Source organism: Candidatus Nitrosocosmicus sp. T (assembly GCF_054408485.1).
Window position 1 is genome coordinate 334,557 of record NZ_CP166992.1, and the last position, 26,704, is coordinate 361,260.

Annotated in this window: 26 protein-coding genes and 1 pseudogene; 16 read left to right on the forward strand and 11 right to left on the reverse strand. The window is 32.1% G+C overall.

The window, feature by feature from the left end:
• The first annotated feature begins 157 nt into the window (after positions 1 to 157).
• From AB0A59_RS01730 to AB0A59_RS01745, 4 genes are all read left to right on the forward strand, one after another.
• Complete coding sequence (locus AB0A59_RS01730; RefSeq protein ID WP_458745926.1) at positions 158 to 652, forward strand: hypothetical protein; 495 nt, start codon at positions 158 to 160, stop codon at positions 650 to 652.
• Between the two features lie 1,156 nt (positions 653 to 1,808).
• Positions 1,809 to 2,189: a response regulator gene (locus AB0A59_RS01735; RefSeq protein ID WP_458745928.1), complete on the forward strand. Its 381-nt coding sequence runs from the start codon at positions 1,809 to 1,811 to the stop codon at positions 2,187 to 2,189.
• Between the two features lie 208 nt (positions 2,190 to 2,397).
• On the forward strand, positions 2,398 to 3,174 hold the full coding sequence (locus tag AB0A59_RS01740) for a hypothetical protein (protein WP_458745930.1): 777 nt from the start codon (positions 2,398 to 2,400) through the stop codon (positions 3,172 to 3,174).
• Positions 3,175 to 3,763: 589 nt separating this feature from the next.
• On the forward strand, positions 3,764 to 4,093 hold the full coding sequence (locus tag AB0A59_RS01745) for a hypothetical protein (protein ID WP_458745932.1): 330 nt from the start codon (positions 3,764 to 3,766) through the stop codon (positions 4,091 to 4,093).
• Positions 4,094 to 6,173: 2,080 nt separating this feature from the next.
• On the opposite strand, the gene AB0A59_RS01750 is transcribed toward AB0A59_RS01745, so the two are convergent.
• Together AB0A59_RS01750 and AB0A59_RS01755 are read right to left on the reverse strand one after the other, a co-directional pair.
• The gene (locus tag AB0A59_RS01750) at positions 6,174 to 6,497 is read right to left on the reverse strand and encodes a hypothetical protein (RefSeq protein ID WP_458745934.1); all 324 of its coding nucleotides are present in this window, start codon (positions 6,495 to 6,497) and stop codon (positions 6,174 to 6,176) included.
• Positions 6,498 to 6,771: 274 nt separating this feature from the next.
• Positions 6,772 to 6,999, reverse strand: a complete 228-nt coding sequence (locus AB0A59_RS01755) for a hypothetical protein (RefSeq protein ID WP_458745936.1) — start codon at positions 6,997 to 6,999, stop codon at positions 6,772 to 6,774.
• Between the two features lie 239 nt (positions 7,000 to 7,238).
• Between AB0A59_RS01755 and AB0A59_RS01760 the strand changes: the two genes are divergently transcribed.
• Positions 7,239 to 7,670: a hypothetical protein gene (locus tag AB0A59_RS01760; RefSeq protein WP_458745937.1), complete on the forward strand. Its 432-nt coding sequence runs from the start codon at positions 7,239 to 7,241 to the stop codon at positions 7,668 to 7,670.
• 328 nt (positions 7,671 to 7,998) lie between these two features.
• Here AB0A59_RS01760 and AB0A59_RS01765 read toward each other — a convergent pair whose 3' ends face one another.
• A complete protein-coding gene (locus tag AB0A59_RS01765; RefSeq protein WP_458745939.1) occupies positions 7,999 to 8,193 on the reverse strand; it encodes a hypothetical protein in 195 nt (64 codons plus the stop codon).
• A gap of 358 nt (positions 8,194 to 8,551) precedes the next feature.
• Here AB0A59_RS01765 and AB0A59_RS01770 point away from each other — a divergent pair, with 358 nt between their 5' ends.
• Positions 8,552 to 8,785, forward strand: coding sequence for a hypothetical protein (locus AB0A59_RS01770; protein ID WP_458745941.1), 234 nt, complete (start codon positions 8,552 to 8,554; stop codon positions 8,783 to 8,785).
• 161 nt (positions 8,786 to 8,946) lie between these two features.
• Here AB0A59_RS01770 and AB0A59_RS01775 read toward each other — a convergent pair.
• A pseudogene (locus AB0A59_RS01775) lies at positions 8,947 to 9,236 on the reverse strand (YsnF/AvaK domain-containing protein); the annotation flags it as partial.
• A gap of 720 nt (positions 9,237 to 9,956) precedes the next feature.
• On the reverse strand, positions 9,957 to 10,430 hold the full coding sequence (locus tag AB0A59_RS01780; RefSeq protein WP_458745943.1) for an MgtC/SapB family protein: 474 nt from the start codon (positions 10,428 to 10,430) through the stop codon (positions 9,957 to 9,959).
• 689 nt (positions 10,431 to 11,119) lie between these two features.
• Between AB0A59_RS01780 and AB0A59_RS01785 the strand changes: the two genes are divergently transcribed.
• The 6 genes from AB0A59_RS01785 (at position 11,120) to AB0A59_RS01810 (ending at position 17,560) form a co-directional block, all read left to right on the forward strand.
• Positions 11,120 to 11,983 (forward strand): electron transfer flavoprotein subunit beta/FixA family protein, encoded by an 864-nt coding sequence (locus AB0A59_RS01785; protein ID WP_458745945.1) that lies wholly within the window; start codon positions 11,120 to 11,122, stop codon positions 11,981 to 11,983.
• Between the two features lie 23 nt (positions 11,984 to 12,006).
• Positions 12,007 to 13,326 (forward strand): electron transfer flavoprotein subunit alpha/FixB family protein, encoded by a 1,320-nt coding sequence (locus tag AB0A59_RS01790; protein ID WP_458745947.1) that lies wholly within the window; start codon positions 12,007 to 12,009, stop codon positions 13,324 to 13,326.
• On the forward strand, positions 13,313 to 15,193 hold the full coding sequence (locus AB0A59_RS01795) for an electron transfer flavoprotein (RefSeq protein ID WP_458745949.1): 1,881 nt from the start codon (positions 13,313 to 13,315) through the stop codon (positions 15,191 to 15,193). The genes AB0A59_RS01790 and AB0A59_RS01795 overlap by 14 nt, the downstream gene beginning before the upstream one ends.
• 177 nt (positions 15,194 to 15,370) lie before the next feature.
• Positions 15,371 to 16,369: a Kelch repeat-containing protein gene (locus tag AB0A59_RS01800; protein ID WP_458745951.1), complete on the forward strand. Its 999-nt coding sequence runs from the start codon at positions 15,371 to 15,373 to the stop codon at positions 16,367 to 16,369.
• A 200-nt stretch (positions 16,370 to 16,569) separates the two neighbouring features.
• Positions 16,570 to 17,019, forward strand: a complete 450-nt coding sequence (locus AB0A59_RS01805) for a GNAT family N-acetyltransferase (protein ID WP_458745953.1) — start codon at positions 16,570 to 16,572, stop codon at positions 17,017 to 17,019.
• The gene (locus AB0A59_RS01810; protein WP_458745955.1) at positions 16,991 to 17,560 is read left to right on the forward strand and encodes a hypothetical protein; all 570 of its coding nucleotides are present in this window, start codon (positions 16,991 to 16,993) and stop codon (positions 17,558 to 17,560) included. The genes AB0A59_RS01805 and AB0A59_RS01810 overlap by 29 nt, the downstream gene beginning before the upstream one ends.
• Before the next feature lie 746 nt (positions 17,561 to 18,306).
• Here AB0A59_RS01810 and AB0A59_RS01815 read toward each other — a convergent pair.
• Entirely contained in the window at positions 18,307 to 18,633 is a 327-nt protein-coding gene (locus tag AB0A59_RS01815) for a hypothetical protein (protein WP_458745956.1), read from the reverse strand.
• A 945-nt stretch (positions 18,634 to 19,578) separates the two neighbouring features.
• Positions 19,579 to 20,040: a hypothetical protein gene (locus tag AB0A59_RS01820; RefSeq protein ID WP_458745958.1), complete on the reverse strand. Its 462-nt coding sequence runs from the start codon at positions 20,038 to 20,040 to the stop codon at positions 19,579 to 19,581.
• A 531-nt stretch (positions 20,041 to 20,571) separates the two neighbouring features.
• Between AB0A59_RS01820 and AB0A59_RS01825 the strand changes: the two genes are divergently transcribed.
• From AB0A59_RS01825 to AB0A59_RS01835, 3 genes are all read left to right on the forward strand, one after another.
• The gene (locus AB0A59_RS01825; RefSeq protein ID WP_458745960.1) at positions 20,572 to 21,546 is read left to right on the forward strand and encodes an NAD(P)-binding domain-containing protein; all 975 of its coding nucleotides are present in this window, start codon (positions 20,572 to 20,574) and stop codon (positions 21,544 to 21,546) included.
• Positions 21,547 to 21,916: 370 nt separating this feature from the next.
• Positions 21,917 to 22,576, forward strand: a complete 660-nt coding sequence (gene hsp20 / locus AB0A59_RS01830; protein WP_458745962.1) for an archaeal heat shock protein Hsp20 — start codon at positions 21,917 to 21,919, stop codon at positions 22,574 to 22,576.
• Between the two features lie 224 nt (positions 22,577 to 22,800).
• The gene (locus tag AB0A59_RS01835) at positions 22,801 to 23,187 is read left to right on the forward strand and encodes a response regulator (RefSeq protein WP_458745964.1); all 387 of its coding nucleotides are present in this window, start codon (positions 22,801 to 22,803) and stop codon (positions 23,185 to 23,187) included.
• A gap of 2 nt (positions 23,188 to 23,189) precedes the next feature.
• Here AB0A59_RS01835 and AB0A59_RS01840 read toward each other — a convergent pair whose 3' ends face one another.
• From AB0A59_RS01840 to AB0A59_RS01850, 3 genes are all read right to left on the reverse strand, one after another.
• Positions 23,190 to 23,540: a hypothetical protein gene (locus AB0A59_RS01840; protein ID WP_458745965.1), complete on the reverse strand. Its 351-nt coding sequence runs from the start codon at positions 23,538 to 23,540 to the stop codon at positions 23,190 to 23,192.
• A gap of 13 nt (positions 23,541 to 23,553) precedes the next feature.
• On the reverse strand, positions 23,554 to 23,751 hold the full coding sequence (locus AB0A59_RS01845) for a hypothetical protein (RefSeq protein WP_458745966.1): 198 nt from the start codon (positions 23,749 to 23,751) through the stop codon (positions 23,554 to 23,556).
• A gap of 922 nt (positions 23,752 to 24,673) precedes the next feature.
• Complete coding sequence (locus tag AB0A59_RS01850) at positions 24,674 to 24,943, reverse strand: hypothetical protein (RefSeq protein WP_458745968.1); 270 nt, start codon at positions 24,941 to 24,943, stop codon at positions 24,674 to 24,676.
• Between the two features lie 612 nt (positions 24,944 to 25,555).
• On the opposite strand from AB0A59_RS01850, the gene AB0A59_RS01855 reads away from it, so the two are divergent.
• The gene (locus tag AB0A59_RS01855; RefSeq protein WP_458745969.1) at positions 25,556 to 25,846 is read left to right on the forward strand and encodes a hypothetical protein; all 291 of its coding nucleotides are present in this window, start codon (positions 25,556 to 25,558) and stop codon (positions 25,844 to 25,846) included.
• 143 nt (positions 25,847 to 25,989) lie between these two features.
• Here AB0A59_RS01855 and AB0A59_RS01860 read toward each other — a convergent pair whose 3' ends face one another.
• Complete coding sequence (locus tag AB0A59_RS01860) at positions 25,990 to 26,292, reverse strand: hypothetical protein (protein WP_458745971.1); 303 nt, start codon at positions 26,290 to 26,292, stop codon at positions 25,990 to 25,992.
• Positions 26,293 to 26,704: the final 412 nt, after the last annotated feature.

The following is a 26,704-nucleotide window of genomic DNA, read 5'->3' on the forward strand; positions in this document are numbered from 1 at the left end:
TTCAAATAGAATGCATTTAGTAATAAAAGATAAGCTAAAATTTAATATCTAAATGATTGTCATTTATTCGTCTCTTTATACAAGAAGTACCAATTTTGCTGTATTTGAGGTAATTGTTTTTGAAAAATCTTTATAACAGTCTTCAGTAAGATAAACATTGATACTTTTAATCATACTATCTCTTGGATTGCTTGCTGGAATTAATTTGATAACATCCGATGCGTTGGCTATTTTTCATAAGGAGGATTTCCAGATAACTAATTTTGGGTTAAAAGATGGTAATCCATACATCCAAGTACAAGGTCAAGCCGGCCGATCATTTTCAACAGACTGTGGTGATGAATGTTATTACTCTTATGTGTTCGTAACAGATCAAGGTACACTTGCTTCATCTGTAGCCAATGATGATGACACCAAACCTTATTATAGTGTAGATCATTTTGGAAACAAATCTTTTAAAATCGGAGACTGCATTATACATAAGACGGCTACTGGAAACTATAAATTTTCAGGTAACACAGCTGAATATATACCAAAAAACTTGAAATTTAATACTGTTTTGAATGTATATACCATTGAGATAACGCTAGATGATCCTGATGATAGATGCAGCACCGGTGAACATGTATACAAGATATTCTCTTCAAAATAATTTATTTTAAAAATCAAGAAATTTTTTTTGTTGTATTATTAGGATTATGAATAGTAAAAGGCCTTAAGGTTTCCCGATGTGTCAGGACGGAATATTAAAAAACAATATGTTATTCACTAGTTTCGGGTAGCGTTTATGGTAATCTTCGCTTTGGTGGTTTAATCATTATATGGTGGTGAAGTTGATTTGCTCAATTGGCATGAGCCAACCAACAATCGCGATATATCTCCAATTCTTTATGAGTTATAAAAAAAAATTTTTGAAAAAAAGATAAAAATAGTCCTAAGAATTTGAGTAGAAAAGAAGGAAAGGTACAGCAATTTTTAGCAATTCTATAGGCGGCACACCAGTGAAATAATAACTGCATAGTATTACCATGCCTATTTGTTTGGATGGATTAGAACCAATGCTCTCCTTTGACTTTAGAAATATCTAACAATTCATTATATAAGAACAAGAACTTTCTGGTCATCTGGATATGAGATTTCCATTCCTTGATAAGGAATTACTTTCCCATACTCAGACAAGATTGAATTTCCATCTAGATCATGATAAGGCTTCGTGTAATCGATGCTTTTTCCTCTAGGTAAGAATAATCCATTTGTATGAATACTATCCTTACTGCATTAAAAAAATCAAAAATGATTAACGCTTTTTGAGAATTAATTTATTTGAATACTCGATTTAACTCAACAATCTAATAAAGTTAAAATCAGTTGATAAATAATTTTTGGTCTCACCATTGTACGTTACTATGACTTTGTTAATAAAAAACCCTAAAATATTGTGATTAGCAGTTCAGTCTTTGTCAATCAACATTACAGACCCGACATTAACGAAATTATTACAAAAAGGATAGGCTGGTGTCGGATGAGTTGAGTATTGGATTGAGGATAATGCTATTTAATTGTTATATTAATTGTGAATCAAAATATTATGATTGTTGCACTATGTGGGTTGGTAGCAAATATAAAATATGAGTTTAATAAATATTTTACTTAAATTACCCCTAATTACATTTCGCAAAATCTCAATGAAATATGATATAAATAACAACTATACCAATAAGAAATGATGATATGAATCGACTGTATGTATTTTCGGTATAACTCTAATCTGTTTAACGGTTATATATTGCACTGCTATATTATTAGGAGTGTCATCGCCGTATTCAGTGATGGTGGTGGACGATGAACCAGAGATCGCAAATCTTTATAGAGACTTTCTACAAAGGTCTGGTTTTGATTCGACATCTTTCATCGACCCGCTACTTGCCCTTGAGCACTATAACCAAAACCCTAGTCGATACTCTCTTATAATTACGGATTTGTGTATGCCTAGCCTTGACGGAATTAGATTTGCTAAAAGGATACGAAAACTTGATACCAAAATAAAGATACTCTTAAGTACAGCATTTTATTTCAATGACATGATAGATACTGAAGAATATAGAGAAGCCAAATTGTCTGGACTAATTCAAAAGCCAACAAAGCTCTCAGAATTAAAACAGAGAATAGTTGAGCTGTTATCAAAATGACCATTTTAAGCATTTGCTTTCACATAATTTAGAATCCAATTTATGTAAAACAATCTGAGTATAATTTTAAAAGTTCTAATCAATATTATTTTGAAAATCAAACGGGCCTGGTGGACTTCGAGATGATATGAGTCGTCTAATGTGGGTTCTAACATTTCATTACCCATGTATTATTATATATTGCAATGCATGTTTTATACTAAAATCTATGACTACAGTGATATCCTTAAAGTCTAAAGATGGAATTATTTTAGCGAGTGACAGCCAAGGCACATCTTCCAAAATCAAAACCACCATAAAAAAAGTTTTCAAAATAAATAGTCATGCAGGTATAGGTGCTTCTGGAGATAGTTCTCAAATTGAATTATTTGTTGATGAACTTAAACAAAACTTTCGGAATGAAATCGAATTGGAATCGGGATTTAAAACCCAAATGTATAGTATTATGATAAATTTGCATAGAATATACAACTATAACCACTCATTTTTGTGCGGATATAATGGACCACGATTGTTCTTTACCCCAATCTCTATAGTAGCCGTAAAACCAAAGAACGGCGATTCATATCTTTACCGTATGGGTTTTGGAACAATGGGAAAAAACAATGAAATATCTCCCTATATATATAAGGTAAATAGTGATCATGTGTCAATAGGTTCTGGTTCCACATATGCACGCTTGATTCTTACACAACAAGACAGACTTTATTCTGCAATAAATATGAAAGTATCTGATTTATCGACGGAAAACAATGTTGGCATAGCGGCATACATTATTAGTGAAATAAAGCAATTGGATCTAGAAACAGGGGGAAAGTCTCAGATCGCAGTAATTAACCGTGACGGTTATAAGGAACTTTCATATGATGAGCAAACCAAATGCCATCAAATAATGACCGATAATCTTTCCTCTTCTTTAAACGAATATTATTCTAATAAGGATAAAATAAGTAAAATTGTTAAGTCGCTTTTTCCATATGAGTAACCTATTTTCAATTGGTTTGTATTTTTGATCCTAAAGGAAATGACCAATACTCCTATTTCCTCATTCGAAATTTTCTAATTGTCTATATTCCAGAATTTGCCCGCCTGTGAAAGATTACAAATTATTTCAGAATTTCTAAAAGCTTAGCATTATGCCGGTAGTAAATTCTCCTACATTCATGATGTATATAATTATCGAGCAGTATTTTGTTATAGAATATTAAACATCGTATCAATTGTGAAGCAATCAAGGTATTTCGAAGGGATATTGCAAACTCCTTATTGGTGGAATTAGGTTAATGGTAATTTTTTGATTGATTAATATCATTTCAATCTGGCTTAATCCTGTTATAATATGATAGTAAAGATAAAACGGGCAAGGCGGGCTTCAGAACTATATCAGTCCTCAGATGTGGATTCTAATAGTCATAGATTGAAATCTGAAGATCGTAATAAAGATTCAGTTTAATACTATCTTACAATTAGAATTTCATGAGATTTATTTAATATATAAAGTACAAGTATAATGTTAGAAGTCTTTTTAACAGTATAAAAAGGATTATAAGAGTTATAGTTGATTTTATTTCCAAATGTCTAAATCATCACTTTCAGTATCTAGTCACACATTTGTCAATAAACTGCTTAGTTTAGATAATGAAATGAACGCTGAGATTTGTGGCAAAGATAAAAGTGCTGATGAAATTTATCAGATATATTTTGATAGATTGTCATTGTATGAAAAATTATCTATCCTACCTTTAAATGAAAGTGACAAGTTACTATTGCAGGATAAGAAAGAAGATATCTATGTAGAGTTGAAGTTGTTCAAGTTTAAGCAAGATATGAAAGAACAATTAGACGAGGTAGTGACTCAATTAAATGATTTAAAGAAAAACTTGGGTCTAGGCGAAATGAATTAGTGTCTTAATTATTTTCAGCAAAAGTTAACAAGATCGGGGATTAAATAGTATGTTGTCTAAATTGTACTACCTTATCTGGACGACGCACTGATCAACAATCTGTGATAATCCAAATAAGGTGTAATAAGGCTACAATCATGTCATAAGTTTACCTCTAGTAGGAAAATAAAAACATGAGAAGGTCTGAGGCATTCTATGAAATAGAGATGCCAAGTTCATCATCATAAGAAACAAGACCTTTATTGAAACCTTATTGCAATTTGCATAAATTGTCTTTGAGTAATGATTCGCAGATAGATAGGAAATTAATTTTCTAAACGAATCTGGAAAATCCTTGTTATAGACATTCTCTATACGAATTAAATGGGAACATACAACAGAATATTAATTCAGTCGGCTTCGAATTCATAAGGTATATGGGATCTGTTACCTTTATTTATTGTTTGAATTCGATGATTTGGTTAATGAAAATATAATTTCTGATGAGCGTGGCAGTTGGGGATCGATTATATAGCCATGAGGAGTTTTAATATGAATGTAAATTGGGTATAGGGCTAGTTTCATAATAATAAATTAGGTGGTAAAGAATTAAAGTAATTTATTGGTTGTTAGTCATTTATAAGCATATGAGAGATATCAATTCTATATTGAATAAAGAGGACGTCGGCTTTAATGCAAAAAATATAGTTATCTTTGTGTCCTATTTCTGGAGAACACATTTCTATGAGATGTAGTACAGTATCCACAAAAATCTACGATACCGGCTTTGCCATGACACATACATTCACAATTATTTCCTAATGAAAATCTTTGTCTCACAACCATATGTACCATCTATACCTTATAATATTATGTAATGATTTGGCTTTAGTATATTAGTTATATCAGGCTTGTTTTTTAAAAAAAGAATGTTGTCAAAGTCCATACTATTATCTATCAAAATAGAATTATCGGATACTCAATCAGTTAGTATACGTTATAAATTTAATATTGATCCTAATGGCAAAGGATGATCATTCCATTCTATAAAAACTTAGATTATCCATTGTCTTTTGAAAATCTTCTTCATAAATATCAGTGTACTCTTGATATTGACGGACTGCTATTATGATTTGGTTGCATGTAGAACATTCTTGATGATAGATCTTATATTCTCCTTTACTTTTTGAAAATGGGAGCGTAAGATTATTTGAATCTGGATTAAAATCTGCATTACAATTAGGACATTTCATCTTCATATAGAAATTAAAGATTATGAACTATATTAATCGATTTAAATTAGCTATTTAAATATTACGATAGATCTACAAACAGTAAAATGATATTGGAATTGAAAATTTATCTAAACAATTATTAATTTAGCTCTAACCATAATTTGACCTCATTATTATGATCCTTATCTTGAATATTACTTATGATATCTAAAACCTAGGGGGGGGGGGGGTTACAGCTGGGTTATCCTTGTGGTCTTCAATATATTTTACAATTTCAGCATTTTTTTTGGAAATTGGTAGATTTTTAACATTTTATTAAATGACTGAAAATCCAATAATAAATTTGATTTCACAACTAACCAGGAAATATTGCTACTTTTAGTTTTTGAACGATCTCTTCATTTACTTTCCCATCATCTTCCTTTTACCAAATCTATTTATTATCTAAATAATTTTATCTCGAGTTTGCTTATTGAATAAGATTTTTACCCCGTCACTATGAGGAGTTACTAATATAATTTTTTTTGCAGTGTCTATAGATTTTTCAAACGTATTTCTAATAAAAATATCTCTGAATGAGTCCAATTACTATCCGAATCTTATTTTTCTCAATTCTTTTTCCAGATAATTGAATAATTGAACAAATGGAGCTGGATACCATTGCTTTTGGCTCCATGGATATATAATTATCTCTTCTCTGATACAGTCCTCCCATTACTTATCTCACTACTTTAATAGATTCAGCAAGACGTTTTTGAACTAAATTTCTATCTTTATCTTTAATCCAATTATTAGATCCGCAATTGATCAAATAGTAATAAAGGAAAATTGGTGAAGAAAGAAAAAGGAAAGTTAGTCAAGTCTTGCTACTGGTTTTGATTGATCCTATTCAGTACGTCTTGATAATCGGTTAATGGCACAATCTTTACGGTATTAGTTGAAGATATTCCAGATTCGATACAAATCTGTTCTACATCATGAGCGCTATTTGCTTTAACGAGAATTATCCATTCGTGTTCTAAAACAGACATATAAAATCCGTTAATTTCTTGGACTCCATATTTGGCAGAATTTGATTTCAGTTTATTGTATATCTCCTTAAAGATCTCTTTGCTTTTGTTATTATTGAGAGGACAAGATTCTGGACTATGAATTGCAAATATTCCAAATAGTTTATGTGATGAACTCATCGAATTTTCAAAAGAATTTTTTATATATAAATTTAAGCCATAATAAACATACAAAAATCACAATCAAGCGAACTAAATTTTATATATTCGAAAATAAATTCTCGAAAGGATGATATGGCGTAAAGTAATTAAACCTTCTAAAAAAAATTTTTGAATACTCTAATGCATTCAAGGGGATCAAAGTATATTTGAAATTCTAAATGATGGCAAAACTATCTACTATGATCGTCATTTATTTAGACCATGATGTCGTCAAGTTACATACCTGAATTTTTCATATGGAGAAACTTAGGGGACTATTCAGCATTGTCAAATCTTGAGCAGAGGTTAAAGGAGTCATTATTGTTGGATATACTATAATACTGGCCCTAAAAAAGCAAGAGATATCAAACGGGCCCGGTGGGTTTAGTAATAGATATATTACGAGTCTGAATTTTAGGTTTGAAAAAGACATGAACTCATTGTTATATATCGCTTTGAGACCATATTTACTGTAATTCATCTATGATTTCAAAGAATAATTATGAAGGACATCTTACGGAAGAATCACGATCAATAAAACTGTTTTTGATAATAAAGCAAGAGATCTAGTCCTTATAATAAAACAAAAGCAATAAATCAATCAGGCATATTACTCTTCGGTATACTTATTCATAATCAAAAGTAATGACTTTTAAAAGATAACGACAAAAAACCCAAGAATGTTTATTTTCCCAATGCTATTAACTAAATATAATCAGAATGAATTATCATAAACATACTATAGTACAAAAAATTAGCATTTTAATAATACCCACATTATTAATAATCTTATTTGCAGTATCTCTTCCCGTTGTCTATGCACAGCTGCAACAGGGGCCCGTAGGATCTGTCCCACCATTACCTGATAGAATAAACCTTTCTATATCGAACATAACAGTTATCGAAAGCCCTACAGGCTTGACGGGTATAGATGGCATTGTTTTAAACAATTCAACTGAAAATGTAAAAGATGTCAAAGTAGATATTATCTTATTTGATTCACTAAACAAAACAATAGAGGATACAACCCGGTCTATTACATCTCCACTTTCTACAATGGAACCAGGCTCTACAGAAGGTTTTAGTTTCCTTATGAGTACGAAGGATATTGATCATTATGATGCACGTTCATACGGTCTAAGAACAGAATAAAAGACCTGACCTGAAGGATTTTGAAGATTGAACAATAGATTTGTTACAGGTTCTCAACAATCACATTATATGATATTGTATAATTAAATCAATAGAAAATTATTATTAAATCTGTATCTATCATGTGAATTCATAGACCGAATAATTTTACAAATTATTGGTCGTCAACTCAGTATCGATGGTCAACATAGTTTACGTGAAAACAGCAAAGCCTTTGTAGACTATAGAAAAATATGTATTTAATTTTGTAATAACTTGTAAAATACAAGTCCTGACGAATAAGTATAACATATTTCTTGATACAGTACTACTTTGCATTTAACTTTGTTCAAATCTTAGATCTTAATGGCTTAATTCCGTTTCTTCCACTTATACTAGTGAAGCCACAGATTTCTCTTCTTCCTATTACCTTATCTAATGGTCTCGGTACAAAGGTCATCATTCTAGCAAGGAATATGCCAAAAATGGTTGCTAGACCTATATTACTCAATACGAGAACACCAAACTTGATTATCTTATCCAACTATTCCATCTGGTTATAAATTTTAGTAACCTAAATCCTCATAATAGAACGGTGACCTATAAGGATTAGTTTACTAAATATTTTGTAAAGTTATTTTATTTATATAAAATATTGAAATATGTATATAAAACTTGTATAATAATCTAAACTATAATTTAAACTATTGAATAATGTAGTATATTTTATAAATGTTGTCATACTAAAAAAGAGTGGCTATAAGATGTTTTGTTTGGATTTTATGATAATGATCTTCTCTAGGGGGGATTATCAGGAAAAATATTACTTTCCTAGTAAGACTATATGGATGATATACAAATATTTTTATGTGATAGTTGAATAATACATCTTTAGACATGACATGAATCAGGAATTTGTAAATTATGTCGATACAGTTAAAATAGAAAAAATAAAAGATGGACTTGAATGGTTTTATTCAAATTATGAATCGTTTAAAAAATATTATCCGTGTAAGCATGTTGCAATAAAAAATAAAATAGTAATAGATTGTGATACAAACCTAGATACATTACTAGAAAGATTGCAAATAAAAGATTATAATGACTCTATTGCTATTGAGTTTGTTTACTCATAATATGGAAATTTAATGTATCAATGGCATAAGAAAAAGAAGATTGTTTCACAAAATTATATTAAAGGTGAATCTGTTCTTATGGCAAAGTAAGCATAGCTAAAAGAAATATGCTGAAGTTTATCCTATGAAATCCTCTAGCCCTCCCACATACCTCTAGTTATCTATAAATTGTTTGTATCAATTCTTTCAGATGTTACTTCCTCTGTAACTTCTTTGGTTTCTGTTACTGGTTTCTTTTTTATGGATACCTCTTCTTTAACATATGGAGTTCTAGTTACCTCAATATCTTCTTTAATGGAATTTTTATTTCTTCTTGTGATGTGACTGGTCCTTGTGAAGTTTCTGTTTGTCCACCTGCAGGTTGTCTCCTTTCAATAGATACTTCTTCGTGAACTACTGGAACCTCAACTGTTTTTGTTTCCGTTACAGGTTCTTTTGTAATTGTAGCTTGACTATCTTCAACTTTTTATTTTATCTAGTTTTTCTTCAGTTATCGGTACCGTTACTTCTTCTTCTGCACCCTCTGGAGCTGTAGTTGCAGATTTAGGTTGTGTCGACGATGATTTAGAAGAAGAATCAGGATAAGAGTCTCCTTGATACTGCTCGGTTACCTCATCCTTTGAAATACTGAATCTAAGGATGTCACCATCATAGCTTTGGACCTTATCTTGAGGAATAAAAATTTTTTTTATTGATAATTCCTTTCTGAACTAGAACATATCCATTTGTTGATTAATTTCATATTTCTAATCTACCGGCTTTGTTAAAGATGGATCTGCTAAGGAGAAAGCCAGTCGATAAATGTTGGTATGAGATTAGATGTAAAAGCTCAGAATAATAGTGCACGTTCTCGTTTAGTTCATAATATCATCTTAACATGGACTGTGGATTTCTTTTGTTCTTTTTGTTTATTGGGATGATGACTTTCTGACCTTTATTTTCTTTTTTTATAGATTAAAGAATAAGAATTACACCATCTCTGATTGTATATTAAGTAGTTACTAAATAAGATATCTGGATCGGTGGAAATCATGAGGATATTTAAATGGGTTTGGTAAAGTATTATTTAGAAAATGAATGGTTTTAGTGTATAGCCCAATACTACTACTACCAATAGTTCCATTAGCTGCAAGCTCCAGTAGTGGCCCAAATATTTTACCATTATCTGTACCTATTCTTCATTTTTTCCTCTATCTGCTTTCCTAATTTTTGGTATGTGTGAAATAATAACAACGAATCCGATTGAAACAAGCGCAATAAAATAATAATTAAAACCAATTGCCATTCCAATGGCTGCCGAAAACCATATACTCGCAGCTGTTGTTAAATTTACTACTTTATGACTGCTCTCTTGTACCTCTGATTTGGTTTTACCTTCAATCTCGCCTTTGAGTATCACTCCAGCACCAAGAAAACCTATTCCAGTAATAATTTGAGCAGCTATTCTTGAAGTAGAGGAGGGATCTACTTGGGATGATATGAACGTAAAAATCATTGAACCTCCTATAACCAAACAATGAGTACCTATTCCTGCAGGTTTACCTTTTAACTCTCTTTCAGCACCTATAACAACTCCAGCGAGTAATGTAATACCAATATCTATTAAAAAGTCCAGTTCATTTCCTTTAAGAATAGTCTCAAGCATAAAATATCATGAAGACAATGTCTTAAAATATTATTAAGTACACCAACCGGCTTAATTTAATATAGATATGAATCTATATTAAAAGCTGCTACGGCCGAAGTTATCTTTATAATTTATTGAATGGATTATTGATGAAACAATTTGGATAGATTAAGTTTGCTGTATAATTATATTACACTTTTAGATAATCACCAATTTTGATACCCGCTCTTGAAATACATGGGAACGTACTATTTTTTTCTAATCCTGTGGGCTTCGATCCCATGATGTATATGGGATTTGTTAATATTAAAAGGTACTTGAGAATTCATGGATGATTTTAACTCGGACTATTTGGAAAAACAATAGCCATGGCATTATTTTTAATTGTTACTAATTACAAATACAATAAAAGAAAGTATAGGTACAAACCATAGCCAATGTATTCTAAAGTTTGTTTTATTTCTTTTAATATACATAAGAAAAAGAGATAGGTCATATTTAGCTATAGAATTTTCTTTAAGTTAAGAGCCTGAGCCCTACATTTCCTACTTTTATGCTTTTCAGTACAAATCAATAGTTGCTGTTGCAAAAAATTTGGAAATATTTTTATTAATTTTCAATACCGGGATAAGAATTTAAAGTTCAATAGTTAAAAACATGTAACATACACTAGAAGCTCTTAAACAAGATGCATCTGTGCATCTATTATGAGTCTCAACATTGCGGTAATTATTAAATTAGAGCCGGATTTTTCAGATGGAAATGTAAGTTATAATCCGGATGGAACATTAAACAGAGCAGAAACTAAAACCATTTTGGGACATCATAGTGCAATTGCATCACAAGCTGCCTTTTATGCTAAAGTAAAGTATGGTGCGCGTATATGTATTGGGACTATGGGTCCGCCAATGGCCGAATTGGCTCTTGAGCAATCCCTATTATTATCTGACGCCGAAGAATTACATCTATACAGCGACAGATCGTTTGCGGGTGCAGATACCCTGTCTACAGCAGAGGTTCTAAGAGCAGGGATATCCAAGATGAATGATGGAAAATCAATGGACATTGTATTTTCGGGATTTAGAGCATCAGATGGCGAAACAGGTCAGACCGGTCCTCAAACGGCTTGGAAATTGGGTTTTACTTTTTTAGGTAATGTTATTAGCTACGAAATAGACAATGAAAAACGGGTAGTAACTGCTTTACGCCTTGTTTCATATGGAAATAATAACTTGATAGAACAGGTTCGGGCCCCTCTACCCGTTTTTATTGCTATAGATCCATCTTACAAATCTACTTTTATTACAGTTTCTCAAAGATTGAGCGCATCAAGATTTCAAAAAGAAGCTATGATAAGTTCTAGTAATTATAAATCTCTTTTGAAAGTATTTAATGCCAAAGAATTGGGAGTTGATCCAAAATTAGTGGGGTTGCCTGGTTCACCTACAATTGTATACAAAGTGGAAAAAATTCCAAAAATAAAATCAAGTAGGAGTGCACAAACCGTTGAGAATATTGATCCTGGTGAAATCTCTAACATTCTTGAGAAAATCCATGAAACAATTACATGAATAATGTCTGGGTGTATGAGTGAATGAGCGTGAATAAAATGAATGAAAATATTAACGAGACAATAGATCGTAATGCTTGTTCGACAGAGGATAGGAAGACCGAGGTGCTAGACACCATCGATAAAAAGAATGAGACCAGTAAATACAGAAACCTGTACGTTATTATCGAACAGTTAGATGGTAAAATTGTTCCTGTTGGTCTTGAAATGTTATCTGAAGCCAGGAGGCTTATAGACGATTTTAATAAAAAATATTTACTAAATGAGAAGGTAATTGCAGTAATTCTAGGTAATGGTATTAAACATTTATGCAAGGAATTGATTTACTATGGCGCAGATGCTGTCCTTTATGCAGACGACCCAAAACTACAATATCATATAAATAAAATATACACTAAAGTAATTGTTCAAATAGCAACCAATGCAAAATATGTCGAAAAAATAACACCAGAATATTCTAAACAGTTTAAACGACCTAGATACATGTTCTTTGCTGCTGATGGTACAGGACGACACTTGTCATCCACAGTTCTCGCAGAGCTAGAATCTGGATTGGCATCTGATATAAATAAACTTGTAATAGAAGATATCGACTTTAGACATGAACATAAAACGAAGGGACAAATATTAACATTTGAAAAAACACTAATGATGTATAGACCAGATTTCTCCGGATTTCTTTGGACCACTATTCTCTGTCTAGATAACAAAAATCCAGAAATAAAGAGGGATTATCATCCTCAAGCCTGTAGTATTATTCCAGGTGTATTTGAACCATTAGAAAAAAATATGTCTAGGACTGGGATAATTGAAGAATTTAGTCCAGAATTTGATACAAAAGATCTTGAAATTAAAGTTCTAAGTAGAAGTATTCTTAAAGACATGATCGATTTTGGCAACTATAAAACAATAATAAGTTTTGGGAGGGGTATAAAAGAATCTCCAGAACAGAACATAAAGTTAATAGAAAAACTCGCAAAATTATTAAATGCTGAAATAGGTATCTCATTGCCCATTTCAAAAAAACTATTTAAATTGAGTGACAAAATTAATTCGCGGTATATTACTCCAGAAAGAGTAATAGGAACAAGCGGTCAAAAAGTCGAACCCACTATTTATATTGCGTTAGGTATTAGCGGGGCCACTCAACATCTAGCAGGCATGAAAAATTCTGGATTTATCATAGCAGTTAATCCTGATGAAAACGCGCCAATAAGAAATGAATGCGATGTATTCATTAAAGGAAGAATAGAGGATGTTTTGCCTATTATGATAGAAGAGCTTGAGCGGGAAAAAATGACACAAACAAAAGAAGGAGGTAGTGCCGTAGTTGGAACAAGTTGAAGTTGTTATAATTGGCGGAGGTTCTGCAGGTCTAGCGGCATTAAAGCATCTATCTTCTATCGGAATTCAGTCGGTATTGATAGAAGCTGGATTTACTATAGGAACAAAGAACGTCTCAGGCGGTATACTCTATTCAAAAAATCCTCAAATTGGTAAGGTTTATAATGTTGATGAAATTTTCGAGAATTTTCTACAAGAAAAACCGTGGGAAAGACAAATTACAAAATATATCCTAAATTGTGTATCTAAAGACAAAGTCCTGTCAATCGATTTGACCGATTCCCATGAATATCAATCTAATTTTGGTTGTTCTGTGTTATTAAACAAATTAAATTCTTGGTTTGCCAAACAATCTTTGGAGGTTGCAGAGAGAAATGGTGGAGGGATCATAAGTGGAGTTCATGTTAGAAATATTAGTTGGGATGATGAAAGAGGCAAAACAATTATACAAACAGATGAGTTAGATGATTTTGAAGCTAAAGCTGTTATTGCTTCTGACGGAGTAAATTCAGAGGTTGCAGAAATTACAGGAGCTCGAAAAAAATTTTCGCCCTCAGAATTATATCAGGGAGTAAAGGTTGTTGTCAAACTACCTGAAGAAATAATAGAAGAAAGATTTAGTTTAATTCCTGGAGAAGGAACGGCCCATATTTTTGCTGGCGACGTAACTCTCGGTCACATTGGGGGAGGTTTTTTATATACTAATATTAATTCTTTATCTGCAGGAGTTGTATGTCATTATGACTCTTTGATTTCAAATCCAACCGGACCAAACAACCTTGTAAACGCATTACTAACTAATCCAGTTGTCAAAGAATATATCAAAGATGAAGTAGCCTTAGAACCTTATTCCGACAAAAGTTTGTCTAAGATGGAACAATTACGTATTAAATTTGCAGTCAATAAACAGATAAAAAGATGGGAGAAATTAAGGTTTGAGTATTATTCGCATGAGGGAAAAAAGAGATTTCTTGAAGATAAGGAATTCAATTCTATTGAGGATGTAAAGTCAAAAATAGATGCTATTCACAAGGAATTGCTTGAAAAATATAATACAAGATTTGAAACAGATTATGTAGAATTAGAATATAGTACGAAATTAATTCCAGATGGAAAACGGTGTAGAATGAAAAAACCCTATATCAAAAACATATTATTCATAGGTGATGCCGCAGGAAGAGGCCTATTCATTGGACCACGAATCGAGGGTCTAAATGTAGGTATCGATGATGCAGCAAGAGCATCTAATGCAATAAAACAAGCCTTGGAGAAAAATAATCTTGATATTACATCAAACTATTTGGGTGAGCTTTATTCACAATCTGTCCAACAAAGTCCTTATACAACGGACATGGAGAGAATTGATAAATATTATATCAAAACAATTGTTGATGCCGCAGGCAAGCAAATTCCATCGCAAAAAATAGGCAAGTATGGATTACTATTCAAGTTATTCCTAAATGAAAAATTAAGAAATGTTTCTATCGACATTGTTAACAAAATAGGATATAATAATATGTTATCCTTAATAGAATCAGAAGAGACATATATACGTACTCCAATAAATATCGCGGATAAACTCGGTACCAAAATCATTTCTGAATATTCAATATCTATTCCAGAATTGTCTAAAAGGATATCAAGTTTAAGTTACAATGATGATCCACAAAGTCATATCAAAGTAACAAACTCAAGGAGCGAATTTATGAAAAAAATGGTTACACTGTGTCCCACTAAATGCTATAGTCTTGAAGGAGAAGACGTGGTTTTACAACATGAAGGTTGCATAGAATGTGGTACATGTTCCCTAGAAACAGAATGGAGACATCCCAGAGGAGAAAAAGGAATACAATACCAGTATGGATAAATCGATCAATCGGTTCTATTGCACCTTATACTAAATTTCGTCTTCTAATCAAGTATATCTTGTTTTATTATTATAAATCTTAATTCCTGCGTAGCGAGGGATTTTATATTTTTGACATTTCATCACATTCCATACAAAGTATTTTAATGGAGAGCTCGAAAATGGATTGATTGTCGATTGCCTGAACATAATTTAAAATTAATAACCTCAGGAAGCCTATTAGTCACAATTATCGTAGCATCATTAATAGCATCTTCTATTTCCCAAGTAGCCTTGTCTTCACTTTCATTTACAGAACTATATTGGGATGTAGGGGCGTCTATGCCAATGGCAAGGTCGGAAATTGCTAGTGCTGTACTAAATGGCAAAATATACATTATTGGAGGATTTGATAACGGTGGTAGCAGTACGACTACTGTACAGGTGTATGACCCAGTAACTGATAAATGGACTCAAGCGACTTCATTACCTCAACCATTAGACCATACCGCTGCGGCATCGCATAACGGGAAACTGTATGTCGTCGGAGGAGGCTACCTTAATAGAGATGCATTATCAGACAAATTGTACATATTTGATCCCGATACCAACAATTGGACTGAGGGAGCAAATCTTCCGAATGCCCGTGGTGCATTAACTGCTAACTTTATCAACGGTACACTTTATGTGACTGGGGGGGTGGATTCCGAAAAAACATTGACAAGTACATTAGCATACAATCTATCTACAGACCAATGGACAGAAAAAGCACCTATGCCAACTGCAAGAGAACATCTAACCTCGGCAGTCATTAATGATAAATTATATGTTATAGGCGGAAGAACCAATGGAATGGCTTCCAACGTTGATGTAAATGAGGTGTACGATCATGTTACTGATAAGTGGACCACAATGGAACCAATGCCTTCAAAAAGAGGTGGCTTATCTTCTGCGGCAGCAGAAGTAAACGAATCAATTTATGTCTTTGGAGGAGAACAGCCAACAGGCACCTTTAACAATAATGAAAGGTTCAAAGTGATTTCAAATACATGGACCTCTGAAAAGAGTATGCCAACAGCACGTCATGGATTGGTGGCAGTAGCAATTGACAACAAAATTTACGTAGTGGGTGGTGGACCACAGCCTGGAGGGTCCACTAGTAACCTAAATGAGATATTTAATATTAGTATAAAATAGACATAGAATGATATCCACCTATTTGTTTTTTCAAAGTGGACCCGCTGGGAGGAATGGTGATATCGGTCTTTAAAAAGTAGAAGTTATCTGAAGAATAATGCTTGAAATGATTTCCATTAGATTTCAGAAAGAAGATGAGATATTATTCAGAAATTGGTATTTACAGATTATTTAAGTAATTGTCAGGTATTCTAGAGTACATGGATGTCATCATAAGACGTCTACAAGACAGCGATCTTGAGGAAGCAGACAAAATACTGAGGCTCTCTTTTGGGACCTTTATGGGTCTTGCTGATCCAATGACTTGTTTTGGTGATGCAGATTATGTTAAAACTCGTTTTCATGCTGATCCGGATCTTACCATTGCTGCAGAAGTTAATGGTAGATTGGTGGGGTTTAATTTTATAACAAATTGGGGGAGTGTGGGATTTTTTGGTCCATTGTGCATACATCCTGAGTTTTGGAATAAAGGAATTGCAAATATACTTCTTAGTCCAACGATGGATCTGTTCAAAAAAATGAATATAAGATATGCTGGGCTGTTTACTTTTGCCCATAAGTACAAAACATGTTCATCTTTACCAAAAATATGGTTTTTGGCCTCGATTTCTTACTGCCATAATGTCAAAGAACATAAAAGACGTTCCTGAAACAAAAGAGGAAATAGAGAATAATACTACAAAGGGAAAACATTTTATCAAAAGATTTTCTGAAATATCAAAAGACAAACAAGTATCTGTTTTAGAAGACTGCCTACACCTTACAAACAATATCTATGAGGGATTGGATTTGCGAAAGGAGATTAGAGCAACACATAATCAAAAACTGGGAGATACTATAGTTTTATACGACAATATATACAGAGATGAAAAAGCATTTGGGTTAGCGGTATGTCATCACGGAGCAGGAACTGAAGCGGGAAGTGATGTGTGTTATATCAAATTTGGAGCAGTGTTACCAAGTGAAGGTGCAAAATGGAAATTTGCGGAGTTACTGTCGGCAGTTAAACAACTAGCATCAGAAAAGGGTATTTCAAGAATCAATGCTGGAGTCAACATGGAACGTCATAATGCAGTCATAACAATGTTAAATGACGGATTTAAAACAGATTTGCAAGGCGTATCAATGTACAAACCCAATGAGCAAGGCTACAATTCACCAAATGCATACGTAATCGATGATATGAGATAAACAGTATATCCCTACTCATGCATGTCATAAAATACAAATAATATACTTGAGACTTAATTTTTTTAACAACTATGAATCCTGCCTCTAGACTATCTTATCAATCGGTTATACGCGGATATCATTCTCAACTATTAAAAAACCATTTGATCTGTAGTGCAACTAGATCATACTAGATTTACTATTCGTCAATAAACTGTTACTAAAATGAAGGCGGGCCCGGTGGGTTTAGTAATAGATATATTACGAGTCCAAATTTCGAAATTAGTTATTCTGAATTTGAAGGTTGTTGGTATGGGCCGGGTCGGATTTATGTTGTTAACGGTACAAAAATAGGGTTTGTGAAACGTGTTTACGGTGCAAGGATATGATCCCAGAAATTATGGATTTATTGCAATGAACAATAGGAGGACTCATTTGTCAGTTCTTTTTATCGACCAGATATTAACGATATTATTAAAAAAAAGATAACCTAGGTATTGGATGAGTTGATAGAGGATCTTAGAGGAAGAAATCTTAGGATAATATACTTAACATCATAAAGGTCTATGCTGACCTTTGTTATAATCAGATTCAGTGGTACACCTATAGAACCAATTGAAATAAGGTAATAATCCCGAATAGTCGACACTGTAATTAGTAAAATCTATCAATGCTGTTGTACTTTTAATTAATTAGTTTTAAACTTTATAATGAAACAATTTATTTCATAGATGTAATTATAAAAAAATAATAGTACTGGAGAAATTTTAATCCTTAAAGTTTTTTTTGGTATTTTTTGTAGTCTTTTTAGAATCCTTTAAGGAAGGCATTTTTCCTAGGCGTCTCTTACCTTGAGAGGTTATTGCAACCGATGATTTATCAGGTGCCAACATAATGAACTCATCTACAAGTAAGCATTGCAAAACGTTATGTCTCAATCTTACATTGTCTGGAGAATATTTTCCACTTACTTCCTTATATACCGCAATGAAATTTACCTCTTCCCATTCGTCTCCTTCCGTAGCATCATATAATCTCATTAAAAGCTTCTCAGCCAAATCTTGAACGGTTTCATTTGAAAAAGTCTCGATCAATAAACCTATTCTGAATCTTATGATTAAAAATATGTCGTTTGAGTAAAAATCTATTGCACTTTACTTAAAAATATCGAAAACTCAATATCTTAATTTACCATGTGTCTCTGTAGTTAAGAGAAAACAATAGAGCGAAATCAAAGGACGACCGTATTCCCTCTTTTGATGAATGGTGGATATTTTTTTAAATACCACTATAGGTGACAATACGGGTACTCTATTGTAAATTTCTTTAGACATGATTTTTGTATCTGAATACATTGAATTAGAAAGGGAAGGATGGAGATGATTTTTTGCCTGGACATTGCAGTATCATAAATTCAGATCATACAACCTGGGTATAGGAAAAAATGAATGGAGTGTTGGTAACGTTATGGGTAAGATTTCTTATCAAATTATTTGAAAAATCCATGCCATTTGGTCAATTAGAAGAATCATAATTAATTTATCCTTTAAGAGGGTTTCACTTGAAGTCCTAGTTATTTTTTACTACGATGAATTCATTTAGATTACCCTTTTAGATAGATCTTTTCTATATTTGTAAACAAGCTCCGCCAAAGGATGGGCAGACCACTTTTCAGCTATGACTAACGGCTTTGAGTATGAGATAACGGAGTTTAAGTAATTTATATCACAGTTTCAGTCTATTTATCTTTCAAAACATACAATCAAAAATGAATTATCGAATCCACATTGAACCTAATTTTCGATTTGATCCTTATAAAAAGAAAGAGGGGTTGTTATAAAGGTCTATAGATTTATTCTATCGAGGCAGAGACCATCAATTTATTGGAGTATCTTAAAATCTTTAAATAACATATTGAATTGAAGACAAGGATTCAAATACTCGTCTATCGGCAAGGATGCCAACTATCACATATGTTAAATGATTGAATTATCATTATTTTTTCCTGGATTTCAAAATTGTTTGTATACAACATTTTATTATTTTGGTAAGGAATTATAATTATCCACTTCATAAGATACAAATTCTTTGATATTCATGTTTAGAATGATGTTATCTCCAACTTCATATGTTTTTGATTTTGGAACATCATATCTTTGTACATAATTCCCAAATACAACGATCGTATCTTTTGTTTCCTTCATTATAAAGCCTACAAAGTCGTCATTTAATGTTTTGACTCCTTTGCTGAACAATGAATTAGGGTACTTGCTTGGTAAGCTATGGTCAATGTATGTGGGAAGCTGTCGTGCATTAATTTCATAATCAACATGTGACAGACCATTTCTTTTTACTAGATTCTTTCTTGACATTTTCTTAATTGTTAGATCCGTTAACAGATTTCTGGCCGTAGTTTTAATCTCAGAAAAGTGAATATTATTTCTCCCATTTTGTTCTTCATGTATGACCAAATTATCAATGGTCTCTTTATTTTCATGCACTATATAGGGAGAATTTAAACCCCATTACACCTCGATTAAATATTTAATAATTGTCATAATTACATATATCTATTGTATCTATTAAGGGTATCAATCAATATCTCGTTATTAATGCAATTTAATCACTATTATATCATAAATTATGAATTATTCCTTCTATAGAATCATTAAATAGTCATTAAACATCTCCGATAAAGAATTAGATCAAGTACTTCATGAATTCTAATAAAAAGAATCGGTCATCTAAGTTTATTCAAGCCTAATTTAAAAACGTATAAGTGATGACTAGTTATCAAGCGTCGAATCAGTTAGGACTCTACTTGTTAATGATTGCTTCTGGCTTTCATATTTTCTCTCCTGGTAATTTATTTTGTAAAGTCCATTTAGTATGTTGTCTAGGGGTGTAGGAATGGAGATATTATACTTAAAACCAACTAGTATCAACGTCAGGTTAATGATCGGCTTTCAAATTTAAATGTCCTATTTAAGTGTTTTCTTGCCCTTTTAAGTTCGGTAGAGTACATCTTCTATATGTATTCTATCTTTGATGATAAAAACAACTACAATAATGAGAAGGTAGTTATTATAGGACTAGGCCAGCTTGGTCTTCCAGTTGCAAAATATGTTAAAGAACATGGTTTTGATACCTATGGATACGATATAAATCAAAAAACCATGCAATCAGCTGAGACCAATTATGGAATAAAACAAGCAACAAACTTTGGTGATTTTGACGTATTAATTATCTGTGTATCCACACATAGACCAGATGATATGTTTACACCACAAGTAGATGGTTTGATGTCCGTTGTTGAAAAGATATCTAGAGAAGCAAAGACAGGTGCACTAATATCAGTTGAAAGTACTATACCAAAAGGTACATCAAAAAAAGTATTTGAAAAAGTAGATCATAGACTACACGTTGTACATGCACCACATAGATGGTATGCATTAGAAGAAGAAATTCACGGTGTAAATCAATTACGTATTGTAGGAGGTGTAAGCAACTGTTGTCTACAACATGGTCTTGATTTTTATGATGTCCGACCACCTAAGATGATGATAAAACCATTACCGTCTTCAGTAAATTTGTCTAATAATTTACAAGACTTGGCAAGTAAAATGGACTATAGAATCACTACGACTGTTACAGTGCCCCCAATAAGGAACCTATCAATTCCCATACATTCAGTAGCATCAGCTGAAATTGCAGAACTAACAAAAATAGTGGAAAATGCTCATAGATATCTCCAAATAGCATTTGCAGAAGAGCTGTATTTATATTGCCAATCAAACAGCATCCAGTTTCAAGAACTAGTCAAATCAATTAACACAAAATGGAATGTTGAAATCCTTGAACCAAGAGATGGAATAGGTGGTCACTGCCTTCCCAAAGATACGAAGATGTTTGTCAATTCATCTAGCACAATAAAAAATAAGATACTTCAAGCAGCCATGGGGATTGATGAGGACTATAGAGAATATATCCAAAGTAGAGAAAAGTAAGGAGTTAGTCTATTTCTCAAGTAAACCCTGGACTAGTTGTTACATCTATACAAATGTATTATAAATAGAATATGTAGCAATTTTTTAACAAGCAATTATCTGAAACCTGTCAACATTAAAATGATATTGATCAAAATTTTGAAAATTATATTAAATGCACAATATGACTCCGATTATCTAACATACAAGAGAAAATACAATACATTTTCAGTACAAAAAGCAAGGGAATCAGAAAATAATGACCGAATAGTTCTGCTTTCCTCATATCACCACCATCAATTAGACCTTTTATTAGAAATATTTTTGTTACTAACAACAAGAAGCGCTTATATACCATTACGTATATTACTATATTAGGAGAATATTACAAATGAATAATAAAAATATATTACCATATGATTGGTTTAGCAATTTTTTCAATCCACTTAACAGCAGAGGATTAATTGATAGAAGCGAGGTATTCAGGGACTTTGAGGACAGGCATAGAGGGATGGATGCCATGCTCAATGTATTTAATGACATTTCAACGAATGCACCAGAGGAACTAGTAAGAGAGTATGAGACAGAAGAAGGTGTTAAAGTGCGTGAAGTAGGTCCTATAGTTTATGGATATTCAATGACCATTGGACCAGATGGTAAACCTCAAGTAAGGGAGTTTGGAAATGTCAGGTCTCTTGGAGAAATTGGCGGCATTGTCAAAAAAATAGGACAAAACATTGGTAAATCTTCACAGATATCTGCAGAAAGAGAACCCCTTGTGGACGTTAATACAACTGACACAGAAGTCAAAGTAGTAGTTGAAATGCCTGGTATCAGAAAAGAGGATATAAAAATAAATACATATGATTCTCAACTTGAGATAGCAACATCGAAGGATGCCCAACGAAAGTATCATAAAAATATTGAACTTCCAGAGCAAGCAGAAATCGAAACTGCCAGGTCCGTCTATAACAATGGTGTGTTAGAAGTAACTTTTAATGTGAAGAAGAAAGAGGCAAAGTCCAAGAGAAAAGAGATAAAGATAGAGTAGAATCAATCAACTCGTCGTATCTTTATTTTGGTCCTGTCTTATTAAGATATATAAATAATAGGATTTAAATTGATACTCAAATAGAGATCTTATTAAGTGGATTTCGAATCCGAACCTTATAATGTGGATTATTTAAAAATAAATTTTTTATTCTGTTGAATGCCTATATCATGTCAATATTTGGCAATAAACATAAATAATACTATTTAAAAAATTAATACCAAATGTCAAACTCTCGTTCTATTATCGTCGTAGATGACGAACTAGAACTTGCATCTCTATTCAAAGCATTTTTAACAAATGAAGGGTATGATGTAGTTTCTTTCACCGACCCGGTATTGGCTTTGGAATATTATAAGGAAACTGCCAATAAACATTCGTTGATAATTTCAGACTTGAGAATGCCTGGTTTATGTGGGATAGACCTTGCAAAGAGTATAAGGGAAATTGACAGCAAAATAAAAATTTTCTTGATGACTGCTTTTGAAACTAAAGATTTAGAAGATAGAGAAGACTTTAAAAATGCAAAAATAGACCGACTGATTCAAAAACCTATTCGTTTTTCTGAACTACGAGAAATGATTAATGATGCTTGGAAAAACTACACATAGATCTATATTTTTACTGCAATCATGTGATGATTAAGTAATTTTTGCCTTTGCTCCTCGGATACTCTGTTGAAATCTTTTTCATGATATACGCATACCCTCTTTAAATCAATATCATATTTAGAAGGAAGCGATAATTCAAAATTTACAAGGTCGTCTATGCGATGTTTAAAAGGAAAGGTGCCTTTATCGGCTATGATCGATACACCGGATTTTCCCATCGCCTTAGCATACTCCACCAAATTTTTGTTATAATCATAATCAGTATCTGGTGATACGTTATTACCTATGTACTTTTTTAATGAATCGACAATTATTAGTGACTTTTCGGCCTTTTCCCATTTTTCTATATCCAAAGAATTGTGTCCTTCAGATATATACTTTTCTTACAGAATCTTCAGTTTCATAGAAGGGGGCTACTTGAATAACTTCGTTTCTTTCCTCGATTCCTTTCTTAATATATTGAGAATAAAATTCTCTTAGTATTGCCAAGTCTTCATATACAACTAATGAATGAATCCCGTAATCTAATTCTGATATGGTATTGGACGCATTTGCTGCATCCATCTGAATAATGTTATTTTCGAAAGATATGTAGTAACACCTACCTATCCTATTTGTGCAGAATACATTATAAACTTCGTCAAAGTTGCAAGAAATTGCTTTAAAAAATTAAATCATTCTCTTTTATTTTAGTTAGTGAAGCCTCTTTGATGTAATATATTTACAAAGATCTGCTTATTTGATTGATCTGGGCTTGGTGGAGTGTATCTTAGCTATAGATTTATTCCGTTTCTCAATCTCAATGATCATATGTTGAACGTTCAGATATTAATGGTTAAACAGAATAAAATGAAAAGAATATGAGGTATCTAAGAATTTAATATCCTTTGATAAAGTATGACCGGATGGATTGCTTATCCTCTCTTAATGGTGGTATTGTTATATGATACAAGAGACCCAGGCTCAAGTTCTTTGTTACTAATGAATTATGAATCGAAAATAAGACGCATAAAACTATATTTTAGGTAGTAAATGACGAAAGAATTACGAAAATAAAAAAGTAGATATTTAGGTAATAATACACAATCTCATTTTCTTACTTAAAAGAACAATCAATATTGTAAGTAATAGGGTATGATAAATATATATCGGATGTTAATTCCACATTTAATAAAACTATAGATATATCAGTTAATTAAATAAGATAATCATTTTATATGATATTTTGAAGATATTATTGAACCTTAAACCTCCGTCATGAAGGATTTTCCATATATTAAATAACTTGAAAAGTAATAATCAAGAAAAACCACCAATGTTTATCATAGCGATATTTCATATACAAATAAGTGGCTCGGAGATAAAACTTCATTATATTTGTGTACCCACATCAAAGTAAATCATTTTTTCGGTCGGTAAGAAAAATAACCATGAGTAATCATTTTTGATAGATGTAGTTACCTGCTACCATTTACTTTGGTATTTGTTAGTATCGAACCAAATCTAAAGCCAGTCTTAATTTGGCTATTTCTTCCATTAGAACATCAATTTCCTCCCCATCCTTTGCATATTTTAATAATCTTTCACAAGCTTGAATTTGAGCTAACAATAATTCACCTTTTTCCAGACAAAGACTATGAGAAGATTCAATGAAATGGTAGGAAACACTATGTCCTCTCTCTTTACATCCACATGTTCTTGCTTCTACCACATATGGTATTTCACTTTCAATTATATTCATGTCTATATATCGCATAGCTGACTAATATTATTTCTTTAATGTAAATGATATTAGTGGAATCATATAGATTACAACCCAATTCGCCTAAAGAGATTAAGGATATTCTGATAGATGATAACCTAGACAATGACCAACTGGTTTGTGAATTAATAGATTCGGATGATGAAAATACTATATCTAACATTAGGGAAATTTTTAATTGCTAATTGAGAATTATTTGAAAGTCGGGTCTTGCACTAACAGCGTGGAACTAGAGACGCAAGACCCTCACTATGGAATTATGGTGGAAGGTGATTATCACTATCTTGATGGGTTTAAAAACATCATGCATTCGTAGACAACCGTCACTATAGTCACAGTGCACTTTTGAACAACAATAGGAAAACAGCGAGGGCTGTTTCAGAAATCAACCTGAGAGTGTCATGAAAAACTACCCTAACCGATGTTTTTTTGATAGATAAAGTCCAATACTACTATCGATATACAATTAACATATAGGACTTTTAATGATTGGTTGAACAAATGAGATTTTTATTATATCTCAAATTGACCTATTTTTCCTCTAGACCATAATAATATAATTTATTGGTAAAGATAATAATTTAAGTATAGAATGCAGTTAAGATCATGGATAAAGTATCCAGTGATCAGGATGACAAAGGTGCCCTTCATAATGTTGAAAGCTTTGTTTTGGATAGATTATTAACCCAACATACTTCAGCAGGCGGTGATTATTCAATCAACATTGGAGAATTGATGGATTCAATAGATAATACAATGTCCCCTTTATTTGATCAAGCTGTTGAGGATTTGATTGCTCAAAGCCTGATACATTCTTCCGATGGTGAAAATTATCAAATTACTCCAGATGGGATTAATGAACTAGAAAATAGAAAGAGAGAAGCAATACCACTTTAGATCTAAAAATTACTTTTATATAATCTAAATCAAAAGTTAAGACAATTAAATATGGTATGTGAATAGAAATATAATATCAAGTAGGATGAAATACTATTCTCACATTTTTTTGAACAAACTTAGTTGGAATTAAATTCTATTCGTCATTCACTTTTCTCGAGTCTATCATTAGCCGCTTTGATCATTTTCTCTTTCTCTTGATTAAGTTCATCATCAGTTAAATTAATTGCAGAAATGATAGTAGAACTAATCGCATTATCAAAGTCTTCAGTAAAGATAATTGCATGTGTGGATGCTCTCAAGATGTTTATTACAGAATTATCATAAGACAGTAGATTTAATCTTAGTTCTTTCATGGGGATGACTGAGCCAAGTTCAACTATATCTAACAATGTCACACTTACTTTGTTTTCTGCTTCGTCAATTTTATTTACTCTAACTAGCATTAATCATAATATACATAATCATAACTAATACATTTTTTGTTTGGCCAGGTAGGCTATAACCTAAGAAATGATATCAGTAAGCGAGTAACTCGAGGTAAATTTTCTTAACACTGTTGAAAGAATATCGCCGACTCAACTAAAATATATACTATGACCCTACCACACCCCCAAATGAATTAGAAAAACAGGATGCGCCTCTCTATACCGGTAATTATTATGTAACTGCTTTCTTCTCCCTTTGATCAAATATACAATCAAGATGGTTTATGTGGTTATGACTTAAATTCACTGTTTAATTTAATATGGAAATTAAATAAAATCATACAATAACTAATCCACTAATAGATCGACTCATTACTATATATTGGTAACTAATCCTCTATTGTGTCCCTTCTTTGTATCCCATTTCCAA